This window comes from Mesorhizobium sp. WSM4809, assembly GCF_055811655.1.
Genome location: NZ_JBVVQW010000020.1, coordinates 76,648 through 94,635, shown reverse-complemented (window position 1 = coordinate 94,635; position 17,988 = coordinate 76,648). Strand labels below are relative to the sequence as shown.

Sequence of the window (17,988 nt, the reverse complement as noted above, 5' to 3'; positions counted from 1 at the left end):
CCGCGAACCCATCATAAGGGGGAAAACTGTTACCTATGTATCCGGTTCAAACTGTTACCCATCTATCGGCTGGACACTGGCCGCGACGCCGGCATTCTTCCCGCAACGCTGGAGATTGGCGAAATCGCCGATGACAGCACCCCTCTCCCCGTCACTATACGGGGAGAGGATGCCGGCAGGCAGGTGAGGGGCGGCGCAGACGCTGGCCATTATGAACGGTCGCTGTGACGCTGTAGGATTATCCGGGTGGATCCTGGCGTCACGAGCCTGGAATCTTCGAAGACTGTTCCTCTTGCACGCCAACGATCTCCCTATATTCCCGCACTTCGCCATCGAGCCCGCGCAGCCGCCAGCTCTCCCCCTGCCTGCCCTCGACATGACAGGGCCCGATCGGCACCTTGCCGCCGCCTTCCGGCAGGTCGAGCACATAGACGGGGTTGCAGATGCCCGACAGCCGCGCCCGCAGCGCTTCAGTCAGCGCCTGTCCCTGCGCGATCGTCGTGCGCCGGTGCGCCATGCCGCGCGCGAGGTCGCCATGGTGCAGGTAGTAGGGTTTGACGCCGAGGCGGTACATCAGCTCGCGGCAGAGCTCCTCCAGCGCCTCGATGCTGTCGTTGACACCCTTGAGCAAAACGCTCTGGTTGAGCAGCACGAACCCGGCTTGCCGAAGCGTGCGGCAGGCCACCTCGGTGGCGCCGGTGATTTCACGCGCGTGATTGAAATGGGTGACGACAGTGACCATCAGCCGGCCCTGCAGCGCCGCGACGAGCCCTGATGTAATGCGCGACGGCAGCACCACCGGCACGCGCGTATGGATGCGCAGCAGCCGTACATGGGGGATCGCTTCTATGCGCGCGAAGATTTCGGCCAGCGCCTTGTCGGGCAGCGACAGCGGATCGCCGCCGGTCAGGATCACCTCGCGGATTTCGGGGTGGTCCGCGATATAGGCCAGCGCCGGCTCCAGCGCCTCATGCGTATAGCCACGACCGATCGAGGTCAGCGATTCCTTGCGGAAGCAGAACCGGCAATAGACCGCGCATTGATAGGTCGGGAACAGCAGCACCCGGTCGGCATGGCGGTGCGTCAATCGCGGCACCGGGCTGAAGTCATGGTCGGCGATCGGATCGTCGAGCTCGCCTTCCACCTCCTCCAGTTCTTGCGGAGAGGGGATGACCTGCGCCCGGATCGGATCGGCCGGGTCGTTCCAGTCGATCAGGTCGAGATAGGCTTTGGGCGCGCGCACCTTGTGGTTCACCGCCGCGGCCTGGGCGGCTGCGCGCTCGGCTGGGGACAACGGGAGGGACGCCAGGTCGCGCACGTGGCGCACGCCGGCGCGGACGTCCGCCTGCCAGGCGGTGTCGGGATCGGCGGCGCGTGCATTGTGGAGGTTGGTATCTGAAGTCATCAGGGTTCTCGGGGGGGGGGCAGTTTCTGGCGGAGCTATCGGCCGGATGGCCATGCGGGTCAACCTTCTGGGGTGGTCGCCGCCATCAAATCAACCGCCTGCAAATCCGTAGGTATTTAGCCAAAATGGCACTATTCTGCGCAGTCTGGGCTTCAGGGAAAACGAATGGACTTCAGCACAGGCCATGGTTACCTGCTCATCGGCGGCCTCATCCTCGTCGGTACTGGGCTGCTCATCCTGTCGCTGATCGTCAATCTGCGCGTCGCCCACAGTGTGCGCGACGACGTGCGCCATCGCGAAAAGCTGCTGGAATACCACCGCAACATCTTCTCGCAGTTGGGCGTGATCCTGATCGGCATCGGCGTGTCGCTGTTCATCTTCTTTTTCCAGCAGAATTACCAAGACCAGCGCAGACGCGAAGCGGATCTTCAGCAGGTTCTAGCCAAGCTGGCGGCGCGCATCGCTCGCGGCGCTCCCCTCGTCGAGTCACTTGGCGAATTCGACGCGCTGCTGGATGACGGCGGGGCCTATATTAGTCCCGAACTTGGTGGAACCAACGCCGCCATCGGCGCGCAGGGAGCGGAGCTTGGCAAGCAGATCCGCGAAATCCTGCTGGTTGAGCGCGACGTCGACATCCGGGACTTCGACATCCTCAACCTGTCGCGCGATTTCGAGTCGTCGTTCGTCGTCAACGAGCTCGATCCGACGCTATGGTTCGACATCGTGCGCGACGAGAGCGAGATCAAATATGCCATCACCCAACTCACCCTCGACTACAAGGACCTGCAGGATGCGATCGGCGGCGAGCCGATCGAGGTTGCGATCGCCAATCCTGAAACGGAGCGCAAGATCAAGCACGAGGTGCTCGACATCTTCTACGATGCTGACCTCTTGCGCCAGCGCAGCAGGCGATTTCTTGGCCGCGCGTGCTGGCTTCTCAGCCACGGACGCAGCTTTGTCAGTCTTGCACCGGTCGACGCGATCGAAGCCGATGCGAGGTCACATCAGGAATGGATAGACAGGTCGAAGCCCTTGCTGGCGCAGACGAAATCGGGCAACGGCGATTGCTTCAAACTGCTCCGATACGGCCCCGCATCCTGACTCCCGGCGGCACCCTTCGATTTGGAAGTCAGTCCCCCACACGTTGCAGCGTGCCGAGATGATTGTCGTCGAGAAAACCTACGGTCATGGCCGACGCCTTGTCGTCAGCGCCGACCACAAAACTTACACCCGAGGGGCTATCCGGCGTCTCCGCGTCGGGGAAGGTCAGGAAAAGGTCACCGTCGAAATGCCTCAATGAGTAGGACCGGCCGGCGGCCGGGCCTACCCTGAGCACAAGGTGGTCTCCCGCTTCCGACACAATCGCGTCGCCGATGAAGTCGTTGGCGTACCGGCCGGCATAGACACTGCCCGGCGCGGCTGGCCGTGGCGGAGACGGCGGCGCGGCATAGGCGGCCTTGGCCGCCGCGACCGCCGGACCGAACAGGCCCGCATAGATATCATTCCACGCCTTGACCCAGTCCTTCTCGACGTTACCGTCGAAGACGAGATCGGCGAAGCTGTCGGACAATCCCTCCGGCAGGCCAGTCGGAAAGGCGTTGGCGACGATGACGATGCCCAGCTTCTCCTTTGGGAAGACTGTCACCAGGGTACGTGCGCCGACGCTGAAGGCGCCGGCGTGGCCCCAGCTCAGGCCGTGTCGGCCGAATTCGACATTCCAGCCGAGGCCGTAGAACGATGCGCCGCCGGAGACGGGGTTGTTGCCGCGCGCTATCAGCGGAACATGCGTCTGGCTTAGCGCATCGGCGGCAATCAGTGTCTTGCCTGCATAAACGCCGTTGCCGAGGATGAGGCGCACCCATTGCGAGAGGTCACGTGCCGTAGAGCTGACGCCGCCGGCGGGCGCCTGCGCATCCGGATTGCGCTCTATCCTCGCGGCCCAGGCGCCATCAACCTTGACGTGAAGCGCGGCGCGGTTGGTTTGCTTGACGAAGTCCGAATGACGGGAACTGGTCGAGGCCATGCCAAGCGGACGGTAGAGCTTCTCCTCGGCGACCTCCTCCCAGGGCTTTCCTGTCGGTGTCGCGGCTGCCACGGCACCCTCTGTCAATCCGAAATTGCTGTAGGCATACCCGGCGCGAAAGCTCGACGATGGTGGCACGAACCGCAGGCGATGCAGTATCGCGACGCGGTCGTAGCCAATGTCCTCGAGGTCGTCTCCGGCGGTGCCCGGAAGCCCGCTGCGATGCGAAAACAGGTCGCGGACGGTGAGTTGGCTTGCCGGATAAGGATCAGCCAACCGGAAGGCCGGATCGAGATCGGCGATCTTCGAATCCCAGGACACGATCCTGTCGCTAACCAACGCCGCCACGACGGTGGCGGAAACCGGTTTGGAAAGGGAGGCGATCTGGAACACCGTGTCGGCGTCGACGGTCTCTGGCTTGCCGGCCTCGCGATGCCCAAAACCCTTGAGGAAGATCACCTCGTCATCGCGCACGACGCCGATGGCGAGACCGGGTACAGCACCGTCCGCTACGGCGGCTTCGGCAAGCGCTTCGAGCTTCGACAGGGCAGCAGTGATGCGCTCCGGCGTGAGGGTATCGGCCGGCGCCGTGCGCGGCCAAAGCGCCATTGCGGCGATGAAGACCCAAACCCTCCACTGACAGAGATTCCGATTCAGCCGCATGCACAAGCCTCCTCCCAAGCATTCACAAGGCCATGATACAGGCCCGCACGGGTGAGGCCAGCCCTTCTCGGGCCATTCGCGCAACCGGACGGTCGATCTCCTGATCGGCCGCGCCGACGACGTCATCGCCTCTGCCGGGCTACCGCATCGACGTCGAAAGCGCGCTGATCGAACATTCGGCGGTCAACGAGGCAGCCGTCGTCGGGGTGCCCGACCCGCAGCGCACCGAAATCGTCAAGGCCTTCGTCGTTCTGGCGCCCGCCTTTCAAGGCAGCGAGGCGCTGGCCGAGGAACTGGCGCAGCATGTCCGCAAGCGCCTCTCGGCTCACGCCTATCCGCGCGAGGTCGAGTTCGTCAGCGAGTTGCCGAAGACACCCAGCGGCAAAATTCAGCGGTTCCTGCTGAGGAAGGCCGAGGTGGAGAAGCGGAAGGGGTGACGCTGCCGATCTCCCCACTTGGGAGGTCCCGAAGGACGGGCGAGACCCGTGGCTCCCCCGGGAACGGCCCGGCACTACTCCTTTGCGCGAAAAACTTCCGGCACGACGAACACTTCGTCGGCCCGGCCATAGCCGCCGTCGGCGACCTCCTCGACCAGCACCATCGTGAAGGGGCGCACACCCTCGCCGAAAAAGTCGACGAACATGGCTGTCGTTCGATGGATGAGGTCTTCCTTCTGCGCCCTGGAGAGCGCCGCTTGCGGTAACTTGATGTTGGCGAATGGCATGATCTTTTCCTTTCTGTGGAATTTCAGGTTCGGGGTTGAGCGGTCGGCGACGGCTCAGACGACGCCACCATTGGCGCGGATGATTTGTCCGTTGACCCAGAAGCTGTCCGGTCCGGCCAGGAACGAGACCAGCCGGGCAATGTCGTCGGGCTGGCCAAGCCGGCCGAGCGGGATCATCTTGCCGATGGCCTCGATCTGCGCCTCGCTCTTGCCGTCCGTGAACAGCGCGGTCTCGATCGGTCCGGGCGCCACCGCGTTGACGGTGACACGGCGCGCGCCAAGCTCCTTGGCCAGGATGTGGGTCATCGCCTCGACACCCGCCTTGGTGGCGGCGTAGACGCCGTAGCCTGGCTGGTAGAGGCCGACGACGCTGCTGGAAAAATTGACGATGCGGCCGCCGTCGCGAAGCCGGCGCGCACCTTCCCGCATGCCGCGGAACACCCCGCCGAGATTGATCGCGATCTGCGTGTCGAACGAAGCATCGTCGGTCTGCGCCATCGGCGACGTCTTCATGACGCCGGCATTGTTGACGAGGATGTCGATGCCGCCGAACGCCTTCTCGCCGGCGTCGAACAGTGCAGCGATACCGTTCGGATCGGCGATATCGGCCTGAACGGCGATCGCCTTGCCGACGCCGGCTTCGATGCTGCGGACCAGTTCTTCGGCCTCGGCGCGGCCCCGTGCATAATTGATGACGACAGCAACGCCGTCGCGGGCGAGCCGTCGTGCGATGGCGGCGCCGATGCCTTTGGAGGCGCCGGTCACGATCGCGGTTCTGGTTTGGCCACCCGTACTAGTTTGATTGGATGTCATGGAAGTCTCTCCGTGTGTTGGTGACACGGATATAGGCCGGGCCACTTCCCGGATAATCGGCTGCCTATTGACATCACTATTCGGAAATTGCGAACAAAAGCCATGGATCGACTGGACACGATGCGGCTCTTCGTTCGCGTTCTGGAGCGGCGCAGCTTCACCGCTGCCGCGGCCGATCTCGGCCTGCCGCGCTCAACCGCGACGGAATCGATCCGGCGGCTGGAAGAGCATCTCGGCGCGCGGCTTCTGGAACGAACGACACGGCAGGTGAACGCCACCCAGGACGGCGAAGCCTACTATCGGCGCTGCCTGTCGATCCTGGCCGAAATCGAGGATGCCGAAGCCGCCTTTCGCAATGCCGAGCCTTTCGGCCTGCTGCGCATCGACGCCAGCACGCTGCTCACCCGCACATTCCTGTTGCCGCGCCTGCCGGAATTCCTCGCCCGCTATGCCAGGATCGACCTGCAGATCGGCCAAAGCGACCGGCTGGTCGATCTCGTGCGTGAAGGCGTCGACTGTGTGATCCGCGTCGGCGAGCTACCCGACAGCGGCATGATCATGCGGCGGCTGGCTGTCATCCGCGAGATCACTTGCGCCAGCCCTGCCTATCTCGAACGCCACGGCACGCCCGTCTCCCCCGATGCGCTCGACGGTCACCAGGCGGTGGGCTTCGTCTCGTCGCGCACCGGCGAGACCCTTCCGTTCGAATTCACCGTCGCCGGCAGTATCCGTGAGGTGCGGCTGCCAGGCCGCGTCGCCGCCAACAATTCCGACACCGCCGCCGATCTGGCGCGGCTTGGCCTCGGCCTCATCCAGGCGCCGCGCTATCGCTTCGAAAAGGATCTGGCGGATAGGACGCTCGTCGAGGTGCTGGCCGACTATCCGCCATCGCCGACGCCGCTGTCGGCGCTCTACCCGCAGAACCGTCAGCTCTCGCCACGCCTGCGCGTCTTCCTCGACTGGGCCTCGCGCATCTTCGCCGAGGCCGATCTCTAGGGCAATTCCATGAAAAATGTGAACAGTTTCCCGGGAAAGCGCCTCACGGGCTGAGGCCGTTCCGGTCCAAAGGCGGACAAGGGCGAATGAGCGCACTTGATCCATAGCCGAAGTTTCACGAAAATCATCCCAAAGTCGGTTGCTGCCATTCAGCGCGCCACTTTCCGTCTGTTGGACTGGATATTGCGGCGCCTGGCCTAATCGCCGCAGTTGAGGAACCGGATAGCCATTATGAGGAGACTGTTTATAACGGTCGCTGAAATCGCGATGACCAAGGGGAGACGATGCGCTACATACGTCCGCTTTCAATAGAAGATGCCGTTGGCCACTTGGCCGGGTCGGCTGGTACGGCCGCCATCCTCGCGGGAGGCAGCGACCTCCTGGTCAGGATGAAGGGCGGCTTTGCCGAACCAGAGCTGATCGTCGACATCAAGGCGATCGATGGCTTGAGCGAGATCCGGGAAACGGCTGAAGGCTTCAGCATCGGCGCCGCGGTTCCCTGCGCCGTCCTGGGAGAGAACACCGCCCTCAAGAAGGCATGGCCTGGTGTCGTCGAGGCGGCCAAGCTGATCGGCTCGAAGCAGGTGCAGGGACGCTGCACCATCGTGGGCAATCTCTGCAACGCCTCGCCGGCCGCCGATAGCGTGCCGGCGCTGGTTGCCGCCGGCGCCAGGGCAGTGGTCGTCGGGCCGGCGGGCCGGCGCACGATTCCCGTGCAGAGCGTGCCGACCGCGCCGGGCAAGACGTCGCTGGCCAAAGGCGAGATCATCGAGGCGATCCTGCTCGACAAGCGCGAGCCGCGCTCTGGCGATGCCTATCTGCGTTTCATTCCACGCACCGAGATGGACATCGCGGTGGTCAGTGCCGGCGTGAACCTGACGCTCGACGAGCACGGTGTCGTCAAATCGGCCCGCGTGGCGCTGGGCGCCGTGGCGGCGACGGTGCTTCTGGTCGAAGAGGCGGCGGAGGTGCTCGTCGGCTCCAGGCTGGACGAGGCGACGCTGGAGCGGCTCGCCAAGGTCTGCGCGGGGGCTTGCCGTCCCATCGACGACAAGCGCGGCACCATCGAATTCAGACGAAAAGTTGCGGGTGTGCTGGCCCAGCGGGCCGCCACATCAGCCTATGCACGTGCAGGAGGCAAATGATGGCTGGTATAGCAGTTTCAACGACAATCAACGGCGACGCTGTCGAGTATCTTTGCCAGCCGGACGAGACGCTGCTCGACGTCCTGCGCGACCGGCTGGGGCTGACGGGCGCCAAGGAAGGCTGCGGCACCGGCGACTGCGGCGCCTGCAGCATCATCCTCGACGATCGGCTGGTGTGCTCATGCCTGGTGCTCGGCGCCGAGGCTGAAGGCCGCCGCGTCGAGACTATCGAGGGCATGGCCCATGGCGATACGCTGCATCCGCTGCAGCAGAAGTTCCTCGAGCACGCGGCGCTGCAATGCGGCATCTGCACGCCGGGCTTCCTGATCGCGGCCAAGGACCTCCTGGCCAAGAACCCCGACCCGACCGAGGAGGAAATCCGCTTCGGCCTCGCCGGGAACCTCTGCCGCTGCACCGGCTACGACAAGATCGTGCGCGCCGTCCAGGACGCGGCCATCGTGATGAAGGGAGCCTGAGATGAATTTCGATCCACGTTTTTCCGGACGTAAATTCGCCTCCGTCGGCACGCGTCCGATCCGTCCCGACGGCATCGACAAGGTGACGGGCCGCGCGCGCTACGGCGCCGACTTCAACATGGCCGGCCAGCTGGTCGGGCGTGTTCTGAGAAGCCCGCACGCCCACGCCAGGATCGTCAAGATCGACACGTCCAAGGCGGAAAAGCTCGCCGGCGTCAAGGCGGTGATCACCGCGGCCGACCTGCCCGATCTCACCGATGGCGATGCCGCCATGTACGACGTCCTCGACAATTGCATGGCGCGCACGAAAGCGCTCTATGACGGCCACGCGGTGGCCGCGGTCGCCGCGATCGACGCCCGCACCGCCAGGCAGGCGCTGAAGCTCATCGAGATTGAATACGAGCTTTTGCCGCATGTCACCGATGTCGACGAGGCGGCGAAGCACACGGCGCCCTTGATCAACGATGCCATCTTCACCGAGGGCCTCGAGGAAAAGCCGGTAAAACCCTCCAACGTCACCAAGCGCAGCCAGTTTGGCCATGGCGATGTCCATCAGGGTTTCGGGCAGGCCGACTTTATCGTCGAGCGTTCCTTCAAGACCGAGCAGACGCACCAGGGCTATATCGAGCCGCATGCCTGCGTGGCGAATTTCAGCTCCGACGGCACCGCCGACCTCTGGGTGTGCACGCAAGGCCATTTCGTCTACCGCCAGCACTGCGCCCAGCTGCTTGGCATGGAAGCCTCGAAACTGCGCGTCACCTCCTCGGAGATCGGCGGCGGTTTCGGCGGCAAGACCCATGTCTGGGCCGAGCCGGTGGCGCTGGCGCTGTCGCGCAAGGCCGGACGGCCGGTGAAGCTGGTGATGACCCGCGACGAGGTGTTCCGCGCCTCGGGCCCGACCAGCGCCACCTCGATCGACGTCAAGATCGGCGCCCGCAAGGACGGCACGATCACCGCCGCCGAAGCGACGCTGCGCTACAGCTGCGGCCCGTATGCCGGCTCCTGGGCCGAGATCGGTGCGATGACGGCGTTTGCCTGCTACAAGCTCGATAACGTCAAGACGGTCGGCTACGAAGTGCTGGTCAACCGGCCGAAGACCGCGGCCTATCGCGCGCCCTCGGCGCCGATGGCGGCGTTTGCGGTGGAAAGTGCTGTCGACGAGCTGGCCAAGAAGATCGGCATGGATCCGGTCGACTTCCGCATCAGGAACGCCGCGCAGGAAGGCACACGGTCCTCCTACGGCCCGGTCTACGGACCGATCGGCATCGGCCCGACGCTGGAGGCCGTGAAGAGCCATCCGCACATGAAGGCGCCGCTGGGCAAGAACCAGGGGCGTGGCATGGCTTGCGGTTTCTGGTTCAATTTCGGCGGCCAGACCTGCACCGACCTCAACATCGGCATGGACGGCTCGGTCTCGCTGGCCGTCGGCACGGTCGATGTCGGTGGCTCGCGCGCCTCGCTGTCGCTGGTGGCGGCGGAGGAACTCGGCATCGACTATGCCCAGGTCAAGGCGATCGTCGCCGACACGTCCAGCCTCGGCTACAACGACATGACGGACGGCAGCCGCGGCACCTTCTCCTCGTCCATGGCCACGATCTCGGCCGCCCGCAACGCGATCAAGATCCTGCGCGAGCGCGCCGCGCAGATGTGGGACATCGCCGTCGACGACGTGGTCTGGGAAAAGGGCCACGCGATCGCCAAGGGCGAGAAGCATGGCAATCTCGGCAAGCTGTCGCTGAAGGAGATCGCGGTCGAGTCGGGCAAGACCGGCGGACCGATCGCCGGCCACAGCGAGCTCGTCGCCGATGGCGCCGGCGTCTCCTTCGCCACCCATATCTGCGATATCGAGGTCGATCCCGAGACCGGCGCCACCAGGGTCATCCGCTACACGGTCGTGCAGGACGCCGGCAAGGCGGTGCACCCGACCTATGTCGAGGGACAGTACCAGGGTGGTGCCGCGCAAGGCATCGGCTGGGCGCTCAACGAGGAGTATATCTACGGCAAGGACGGCCGGCTGCAGAACGCCGGCTTCCTCGACTACCGCATCCCGGTCTGCTCGGACCTGCCGATGATCGACACGCAGATCCTGGAGATTCCCAACCCCAATCATCCCTACGGGGTGCGCGGTGTCGGCGAGACGTCGATCGTGCCGCCGCTGGCGGCGATCGCCAATGCGGTGTCGAACGCAGCGGGCGTGCGCATGACGCACATCCCGATGTCGCCGCCGCGCATCCTGGCGGCGATCGAGGCGGAACGGGAATGGTCGAAGTAACGCTCTGGGGCTCGCTCGCCGCGACCGCCGGAGGCAACAGCAAGGTCGAGATCGAGGCCAAGGACATAAGGGAGCTGTTCAGGAAGCTGGCTGAACAGTATCCCGGCCTCGAGCCCTGGATCGACAAAGGCATCGCCGTCGCCATCGACGGGACGATCTATCGCGATACGTGGTCGAAGAAGCTGCCGGAGGGGGCGGAGATTTTTCTGCTGCCGCGACTGGCGGGGGGGTAGGCGGGCAACTGACAGGGTAAAAAGTGCACTGTCACCGTAAATTCTATGAAAGCGCTGTTGGTTCCGACAGGGAGGTGGTCTGCTTTGCGCCCAATCCCGGTCGTTTACGCTGAGCTAGCCAACCTCCAAATGCGGACATTTGACATGACAGCCGAGTGTCAGAAAGTTGATCGGCATTTGTAGCACCGCGCTGGTCAGCATGATCGCTGTGGCCGCTGGACCGTCCAGCGTTTGCGTTTGCGTGATGATTGGCCATCAATGCAATGTGGGCATCAGGTTCCCGCATTGGACCTAACGGCCGCAGCCGATCTACCACTTGACCCGGAAACCGAGCGAACCGGTCAGTGCGTGACTGTCGCCGGAATTTTCCAGGCCCGTACGAGCGACAGCTTCGCCAAAGACGGAGAACTTGTCGTCGGCCCAGTTGACTGTGCCACCGATGCCGATGCCGCCCCAGAGCTGCTCATTCCTGCTTGACAGGCTGCTTCCTGCCAGGTCCACTGACGAGCCGTCCTCGAAATCGTAATAAAGGTTGGCGACGGTGTAGACATTCATGTGCCCGGCGCGGCCCGCCCGGTCCTGCCACTGCGACTGGTGGTCGAGCGACAGGCCGAGACGGCCAAGCAGGCTGTTGTTGCTGCCGGGAGTAACCCTTGCGCCAAAGGCGTCGGTGAACGCGTTGAGGTCGACGGACGACCAGGCAAGCTGCGCTTGCGGCGTCAGCGACCAGCTCGGGTCGAGCATGATACGCTTGCCCGCTTCGACGCCGAGCGCGTAGCCGACGCCGTTGTTGCCGTCGACGAGCCGCTGTCCGGCGGTCGCCGAGTCGAGATCGCTGTTATACCAGATCACCTGCGCCTGGCTGTCGAGGTAGAACCCTTCCGCGCCATACCAGGTCAGCGAGCCTGAAACGCCGGTGCCGGTGGTGTCGATCGACCCGCTGCCGAATAGCGACGAGACGTCGGCTGACAGGGTGCCGTACTGGAAAGCGACACCGCCGATGAGCTGACCGGCGGCGCTGTCGGAAAGCAGCATGTCGGCGCCGGTCTGCAGCCTCCAGGTCGAAGTGTCGTAACTCGTCGCGGTCGTCGAATTCTGGGGATCATAGGAGCCGCTGGTGCCCTCGATCCTGCCCCACAGGCCGATGCCGGCTTCGGCCCTCACATCGTCGGAAACACCGTCGGCGCCTTGCGCTTCGACGGTCCACGACCGGTTGCCGAGCCGCTGCTGCAGAGTGCCCAACTGGTTGAAGGTCTGCAACGCACCCGCATAAGCCTCGTACAGCGGTGCGCCGGCCTGATAGAGCGGAGTTCCGGGTCCACCATCGATCAGGGCGGAACGCAGATACCAGTCGCCGTCGCCGGGCGTGCTGGTTCCGCCCTGGTAGAGCCGGTAGGCATAGGCGCCGCCGACCACCGCCTGATCGCCTTCGAAGGAGTAGTTGCCCTTGAGCGAGAAGCTGCCATTCGAGATGCCGCCGACATCGACGACCTTGATGCCTTCGACAGTCTGCGCCCCGCCGCCACCGAGATTGACAATTTGGAGCGTACCCGTGCCTGACGTGCCCCCGGCGATAACCAGCATGTTGGTCTGTGAGTTGTCTGCACCCAGGGCGGCGCCGATGAGAACATTGCCGCCATTGCCGACATAGTCGCCACTGACGGTCAGCTTGCTTCCAAGACTGCCGGCGATACCCACAGTCCCGGCATTGGTCAGCTCGGCTATGGTCTGCGAAGTGCCGGCGAGATCGAGCGTCGCACCCGCCGCGACCGAGAACTGCGACGAAGAGCTGAACGCGTTGGCCGCGCCCGCGGCGAGCGTGCCGCCGATGACTGAGGTGGCGCCGGCGAAGGCCGAGTTGTTCGAGGTGAGTAGCGCCGTGCCTGGACCATCCTTTACAAAAGTGCCGGCGCCGGAGAGCACGCCGGCATAGCTGGCGTTGGCAGACTGGTCGAAGGTGAAGGAGCCGCCCGCGCCAACCGAGACATCGCCGCCGAAGCGCTCGGCCGCCGAGACGAGGCCGCCGTGGTCGATCGTCCACTCGAGCAGCGAGGTGCCCGAAAGCGTTAGCGAGCCGGCGCCGTCCTTCACCATCGTGCCGGTGCCGGAGATATCGCCGGCAAAGCTGGCGTCGGCCGTCTGGTCGAAGACGACGGTGCCGGAGTTGCCGATGTCGCCATGGATCGAAGCCGCATTGCCGATCAGGGTGCCGGCACTCACCAGCGTATTGCCGCCATAGCTGTTCGTTCCGGTGAGCGTCAGCGCTCCGCTGCCGGTCTTGGCAAGGCTGCCGGCGCCCGAGATCGCGCCGGACAAGGTGAGGTCGGTCACAGTGTCGAAGGTGCCACCGGTGGCCGCAAGCGTAACGTCGCGCGCCGAGCCGAAGACCGCCGTGTTGCGCAACGTGCCGCCGGAAAGCGTCAGGACGCCGGCGGCGTCGCCAAGATTGTTGTCGGCCGAAACCGAAAGCACACCGCCCGAAACCGTGGTCCCGCCCGTGTAGGTGTTGGCGCCCGACAACACCAGCGTGCCTGCATCGGTCTTGGTCAGGCCGCTCGCCCCGGTCAGCACCGAGGCGATGGTCGCGGTATAGCCCGCGCCAGCCACCGTCCCGTCGCCGACCCGGATGATGCTCTCGCCGCCGGCGCCGGCCAGTGTGACGGGGTCGCCTTCGATGCGGTAGCCATCGGCGGCGAACTGCATTCCGGTGACCTCCAGCGCACCGGCACTGTCGTCGGCGACAACGGTGCCGCCGAGGGTCTGGAAGACGGCAAAGCCGGGTTGCGGTTTCATGGCTCCGTTGACCAGACCGGTGCTGGTCGTCCAATTTGGGCTCGTCGCCGTCCAGGTGCCGTTGCCGCCATCGACCAGATCGTTGTTGGCATTGCCGGCTGCGTCGCCGTCCCAAAACCACAAATCGGTGCCGACGCTGCTGATCAGATTGACCTGCTTGGCGACCGAGGTCTGCACCGTCAGGTCGGCGGCCGTGACGCCGGCCGGCAAATTGTCGAGTTCGAGACCGTGGTCGGTGAGCGCGCCGCCATAATTGATCAGCCGGTAGACGCCGGGCCCGAAGCCGCCGACATCGGTGATGTTGAGGCTGCCGTCCAGCGTCAGCGCGCCGGTCACCTCGATCAGGTCGTTGACACCGCCACCGACAATGCCGGCCTGGCCAAGCTCGTAGTCGAGGACAGAACCGGAGCTCAGGCTGAGCGAGCCGACCGTAAGCGTGCCAGGGCTGGATCCCGGCGCCAGCACGCCGCCATCGGCGACGATCACCGCGCCGCCGATCGAACCGGATCCGCCCAGCGTGCCGCCGCTGTTGACCGTCGTTTCGGTGTTGCCGAGCGAGCCCTCGACCACGAGCTTGCCGCCGTCCACGGTGGTGCGGCCGGAATAGGTGCTGTCGCCGTTGAGCACCAGGGTGCCGGCGCCCTCCTTGTAGACGCCGCCCACGCCGCTCAGCTCGCCATTGGCGGTCAGTGTCGTGCCCGTCGCCGTGCGGAAGAAGCCATAGCCGGACGTGAGGTTGATATCGCGGCTCATGGCGAAGCTTGCCGTCGTGACGAGTTCGCCGCCGTCGAGTGCCAACAGGCCCGTCGCCGTGCCCAAATTCTGGTCTGAAGCGACAGAGACGCTTTTGCCGACCCCGACCTTGGTGCCGCCGCCGTGGGTGTTGGTGCCGGTCAGCGTCAGCGTGCCCACGCCTTCGACGTCGAGGCTGCCCGAGCCGGAGATGTTTCCGCCGAAGGTGTTGGGCCCAAGGTCGAGAAACGAGACGGCGCCGTTGTTCAGGATGTCGCCACGGATGGCCACGGTGTTCCCGGCGAGCGTGCCCGCATTGACGATGTTGCCGCCTGTGTAATTGTTGGAAAAGCTGGTGACGTTGAGCGTGCCGGTACCATTCTTGATCAACGTGCCGGCACCGGTCACTTTGCCAGTCACGTCGAGCTGCGTGCCTGCGGCGGTGTCGAACCCGCCATTGCCATTGAGCTGGACAGCACGGGCAGTGGAAAAGCTGGCGGTCGTGTGCAACGTGCCGCCGCCGAAGCTGAGATTGCCGGAGGCTGCGCCGAGATTGCCGTCGGCGGCCACTTGAAGCGTGCCGGCATTGACCGTGGTGCCGCCGCTATAGTTGTTGGCGCCGGTGAGGATCGTCGTTCCGCTGCCGATCTGGCTGACCGTGCCCGTGCCGCTGATAACACCGCCATAAGTCAGCACGTCGCTGCGGTTGAAGGCGAGCGTGCCGGCGTTGACGACGTCGCCGATGATTGAGCCGCTGGTGCCACCATTGCCCAGCTGCAGCGTGCCCTGCTGGATATCCCAATTGGTAGTGGCTGTGTTGTCGGCCGTCAGCGCCCAGGTGCCACTGCCGGTCTTCTCGAAAATGTCGAAGTTGCGATACTGCCCGGCGCTGCCGATCGAACCATCCAGGATCGAGAAGCCAGTTCCGCTGAGCCGAAGGCGGTCGGTGGTCGCCGTGGCGTTCGCCACCACATTGCCGAAGATTTGCGAGCCGTCCTGCAGCTCAAGACGGATTACGCCGGTCGTCGGCATGACGCTCGGCAACCAGCCGATCGCGTCGGCACCGGCACCGGCCCGGATGGTGCCGCTGTTAACAATATCTATCGAGACGGCAGCGCCGTTGGCCGCGATAGCGCCCCCACCCGGGCCACCCCCTTCGATGGTGCCAGTATTGATGATCTGGCCGGCGCCATTTCGAACATAGACGCCAATACCGCCGCTGCCGCTCGCAGCGGGCCCGCCGCGGATGGTTCCATGATTGGTCAACGTCGTGGCAGCGCCCGGGCCGCCAAAATCGACGCCTGCGCCGCCAGATCCTGAAGCTCCAGTTCCGCCCTGGACCAAGCCCATATTGATCACCGCGGCGCCACTCCGCATCTGCAGCCCCGCTGATGAACTGCCACCGTCCGAGCCCATGAACGTGCCCATCAGCGTCCGCACGGCGCCTGCGCCAGAGATTGCGACGCCGCTGCCCGGTGCGCCAAACAGCGTAAACCCTTGGGTGTCGATCGTCTGCGGCTTGGTGGGCACCGGCAGAGGAATGGATGTTACCGTGAAGCTGGCGGTCAGCGTAATCGTCGCGTTGGAATCAGGGTCCCCATTCGCGGCGCTGATCGCAGTGCGAAGCGAGCTATCGCTGTTGGCGACGTAGTTGCCCGCCATCGCCTGGCGCGAGGTCGCACCGGCAACGATCAAAGCTGCCAGGGAAGCTCCCGCCCAAAACCGCCCGCGCGCCACGGCCAAAAGCCCGCCGCCCGCGCGAATTCGTCCCGCCATGCCTTAGCCCCCGATTCCGGATGTCCGAACGCAGCATGATTACTGTCGCGCGGCAATCCATCTATAGTGCAGGGAGCTACCAAAACGCTAAGAATGTTGTGCAACTGCAACTATGTGAGGGAGAAGATGGAAGATATATCTTATATATCTAAATTAGCTTGTCGCGATAGCAATTAAGAAGCGCGAGCCTGCGGTGGTGTTGGGCAGCTCTTGTCTGCCCGTAGCAGTGTCGACCTGAAACGCACGTTTTTATACTGCCGGTCAAGCTGCAGAGAACGGCAGCTTGTCGGGAGGCGATGCAAATAGCGGACAGTCGGCTCACGGCCCCAAAGCAGCCATACACCAAATCCCCCCTACCTCTCCTCCACAATCCGCAAATACGCCGCCGTCACGAACAGCACGATCCGCCCGAACAAGATCCGCCTTGCCCCCCTCGGGCACTTGCAAGGGCCTCAGCACCGGGAGATTCCCTGCCGAGGTGACGGGCGCCGCGAGGGGACTCAGCCCGCGAATGCTTCGAATGTATCCTTAGAGGTCAGCATTGCCTGGCCCTTGAACGAGATCGAGAAATCGCCAAGCCGGTGCCGGCCTTGGTCATTCTTGACCAGGATGTCTCCATCAACCTTGGTGAAGTCACTCTCGATGCCTTTGACGATCCTGTCGACGTAGCGCAGGTTGCTCTTGACGGAGAGACTATCGTTCTTGGCCAGTTGCTGCGCGAGACGTTGGAGCTTCGGTCGTCGCCGATGCTTTGCAGCCGCGCTTCAACGGCCTCGGGGCTGGTGCGCGCCAACGGCGGCTTCCATCACTCGCGCCGCAGCCCCGGCGCCTTTTGCCCGGAAGGCGCCGCCAAGGCTATGGATACTTCGTCGGCGGTACGGCAGGGTTCAAATCGCCCTGCAGTTCCTTCGGCAGCGGCAGGCTTGAGCATTGCAGGTGCACCTCGCGGGCGAACAGCTTTCGTTGCTTCTGCTCATGCTCCTTGATGGCTGCGACGAGCCCCATCGAGTATGGACCAAGCAGGACGCCGAAACCCCACCCCGGATGCTCCTTCTCGCGGGCCTGGTAATCCGAAGCCGCCCGGCGGGCCTGCTGGCATGCCGGCGAAGCCCATTTCTGGTCCTGCTGCGAAAGCGACGCCTGATAGTCGACCGGGGATGTCGCGCATCCAGCCACTGCCGCGGTCAATGCGAGGCAGATTGCGATTCTCATCCGAAGCCTCTCCTAATCCTTGTGCAGGGCCTGCATAGACCTCTTCATCCCACAAGGCGATAGCTGCGGCCAGGCGCCTCCCCACCCTCCGCAACCCCTCGCCCTCTCCCCGGCCTTCCCGCAGCCGGATTCGAACCCATGGCTGGAACCAAATTACGGGGCCTGGAACCAAATCACGGGGCCTGGAACCAAATCACGGGCGAGACTGTTCAGTTGTAACTTTGATCCCACGCTGACATCCCGGCCGGCAAAGCGGCACATTGAGGAGTTCTCACCATGAAGATTTCATCCGGATTTCGTTCCATCGCGGTTGCCGCCATCGCCACCGCGAGCATCGGCTTTGCCAGCGCCGCGCATGCCGATAGCGGCACGATCCGCTTCGCCGTCTACAAGGCGGCGTTTTTCGTCGGCGGCTCCGGCGGCAAGGGCACCTTCACCTTCCATGGCAAGAGCTACCCGATCTCGATCGGCGCCGTGTCCGGAGGCCTGGCTTTCGGCGTGTCCAAGACATATTTCCGCGGCACGGTTCGCCATATCCGCCGCGCCCGCGACGTGACCGGGGTCTACGGAGCAGCCGGCGGCGGCGGCACGATCGGCAAGGGAGCCCAGGTGATCATCATGACCAATGACAAGGGCGCCCAACTCGAACTCACGGGCAAGCAAGTCGGCCTGCAGGTCAACGCCGACCTCAGCGGCATGGCCATCTCGTTCGAGTAAGGCCGTCA

14 protein-coding genes and 1 pseudogene are annotated in these 17,988 nt (G+C 64.4%); 9 read left to right on the top strand and 6 right to left on the bottom strand.

Translation table 11 applies throughout. The features are described 5' to 3' along the window. A partial coding sequence (locus AC0L24_RS30100) for a hypothetical protein (RefSeq protein WP_473564684.1) occupies positions 1-228 on the top strand: 228 nt, incomplete at its 5' end. 31 nt (positions 229-259) lie between these two features. Here AC0L24_RS30100 and AC0L24_RS30095 read toward each other — a convergent pair. Further along, entirely contained in the window at positions 260-1,405 is a 1,146-nt protein-coding gene (locus tag AC0L24_RS30095; protein ID WP_127397103.1) for a KamA family radical SAM protein, read from the bottom strand. 165 nt (positions 1,406-1,570) lie between these two features. On the opposite strand from AC0L24_RS30095, the gene AC0L24_RS30090 reads away from it, so the two are divergent. Further along, complete coding sequence (locus AC0L24_RS30090) at positions 1,571-2,506, top strand: hypothetical protein (RefSeq protein ID WP_127397102.1); 936 nt, start codon at positions 1,571-1,573, stop codon at positions 2,504-2,506. Between the two features lie 28 nt (positions 2,507-2,534). On the opposite strand, the gene AC0L24_RS30085 is transcribed toward AC0L24_RS30090, so the two are convergent. Beyond that, a complete protein-coding gene (locus tag AC0L24_RS30085; RefSeq protein WP_128364594.1) occupies positions 2,535-4,091 on the bottom strand; it encodes a serine hydrolase in 1,557 nt (518 codons plus the stop codon). A gap of 103 nt (positions 4,092-4,194) precedes the next feature. Here AC0L24_RS30085 and AC0L24_RS30080 point away from each other — a divergent pair. Next, positions 4,195-4,528, top strand: a pseudogene (locus AC0L24_RS30080) (AMP-binding enzyme); the annotation flags it as partial. A gap of 74 nt (positions 4,529-4,602) precedes the next feature. Here AC0L24_RS30080 and AC0L24_RS30075 read toward each other — a convergent pair. Continuing rightward, complete coding sequence (locus AC0L24_RS30075; protein WP_127269408.1) at positions 4,603-4,815, bottom strand: tautomerase family protein; 213 nt, start codon at positions 4,813-4,815, stop codon at positions 4,603-4,605. Between the two features lie 54 nt (positions 4,816-4,869). Continuing rightward, the gene (locus AC0L24_RS30070) at positions 4,870-5,628 is read right to left on the bottom strand and encodes an SDR family oxidoreductase (RefSeq protein ID WP_473564683.1); all 759 of its coding nucleotides are present in this window, start codon (positions 5,626-5,628) and stop codon (positions 4,870-4,872) included. A 102-nt stretch (positions 5,629-5,730) separates the two neighbouring features. Here AC0L24_RS30070 and AC0L24_RS30065 point away from each other — a divergent pair, with 102 nt between their 5' ends. The 5 genes from AC0L24_RS30065 to AC0L24_RS30045 all read left to right on the top strand — a co-directional run bounded on the left by AC0L24_RS30065 (position 5,731) and on the right by AC0L24_RS30045 (position 10,750). Next, the gene (locus AC0L24_RS30065) at positions 5,731-6,624 is read left to right on the top strand and encodes a LysR family transcriptional regulator (protein ID WP_473564682.1); all 894 of its coding nucleotides are present in this window, start codon (positions 5,731-5,733) and stop codon (positions 6,622-6,624) included. Between the two features lie 284 nt (positions 6,625-6,908). Continuing rightward, complete coding sequence (locus AC0L24_RS30060; protein WP_473564681.1) at positions 6,909-7,769, top strand: FAD binding domain-containing protein; 861 nt, start codon at positions 6,909-6,911, stop codon at positions 7,767-7,769. Then, the gene (locus tag AC0L24_RS30055; protein ID WP_013530647.1) at positions 7,769-8,245 is read left to right on the top strand and encodes a (2Fe-2S)-binding protein; all 477 of its coding nucleotides are present in this window, start codon (positions 7,769-7,771) and stop codon (positions 8,243-8,245) included. Before AC0L24_RS30060 ends, AC0L24_RS30055 begins: the two co-directional genes overlap by 1 nt. Before the next feature lies 1 nt (position 8,246). After that, the gene (locus tag AC0L24_RS30050; RefSeq protein WP_473564680.1) at positions 8,247-10,517 is read left to right on the top strand and encodes a xanthine dehydrogenase family protein molybdopterin-binding subunit; all 2,271 of its coding nucleotides are present in this window, start codon (positions 8,247-8,249) and stop codon (positions 10,515-10,517) included. Next, positions 10,505-10,750 carry a MoaD/ThiS family protein gene (locus AC0L24_RS30045; RefSeq protein ID WP_027035223.1) on the top strand — a complete coding sequence of 82 codons (246 nt, stop codon included), beginning with the start codon at positions 10,505-10,507 and terminating at the stop codon, positions 10,748-10,750. Before AC0L24_RS30050 ends, AC0L24_RS30045 begins: the two co-directional genes overlap by 13 nt. A 309-nt stretch (positions 10,751-11,059) precedes the next feature. Here AC0L24_RS30045 and AC0L24_RS30040 read toward each other — a convergent pair whose 3' ends face one another. Beyond that, positions 11,060-16,051 (bottom strand): autotransporter outer membrane beta-barrel domain-containing protein, encoded by a 4,992-nt coding sequence (locus tag AC0L24_RS30040; protein ID WP_473564678.1) that lies wholly within the window; start codon positions 16,049-16,051, stop codon positions 11,060-11,062. A gap of 855 nt (positions 16,052-16,906) precedes the next feature. Next, a complete protein-coding gene (locus tag AC0L24_RS30035) occupies positions 16,907-17,263 on the bottom strand; it encodes a hypothetical protein (RefSeq protein ID WP_127809780.1) in 357 nt (118 codons plus the stop codon). A 276-nt stretch (positions 17,264-17,539) separates the two neighbouring features. On the opposite strand from AC0L24_RS30035, the gene AC0L24_RS30030 reads away from it, so the two are divergent. Continuing rightward, a complete protein-coding gene (locus AC0L24_RS30030) occupies positions 17,540-17,980 on the top strand; it encodes a hypothetical protein (RefSeq protein ID WP_127267000.1) in 441 nt (146 codons plus the stop codon). Positions 17,981-17,988: the final 8 nt, after the last annotated feature.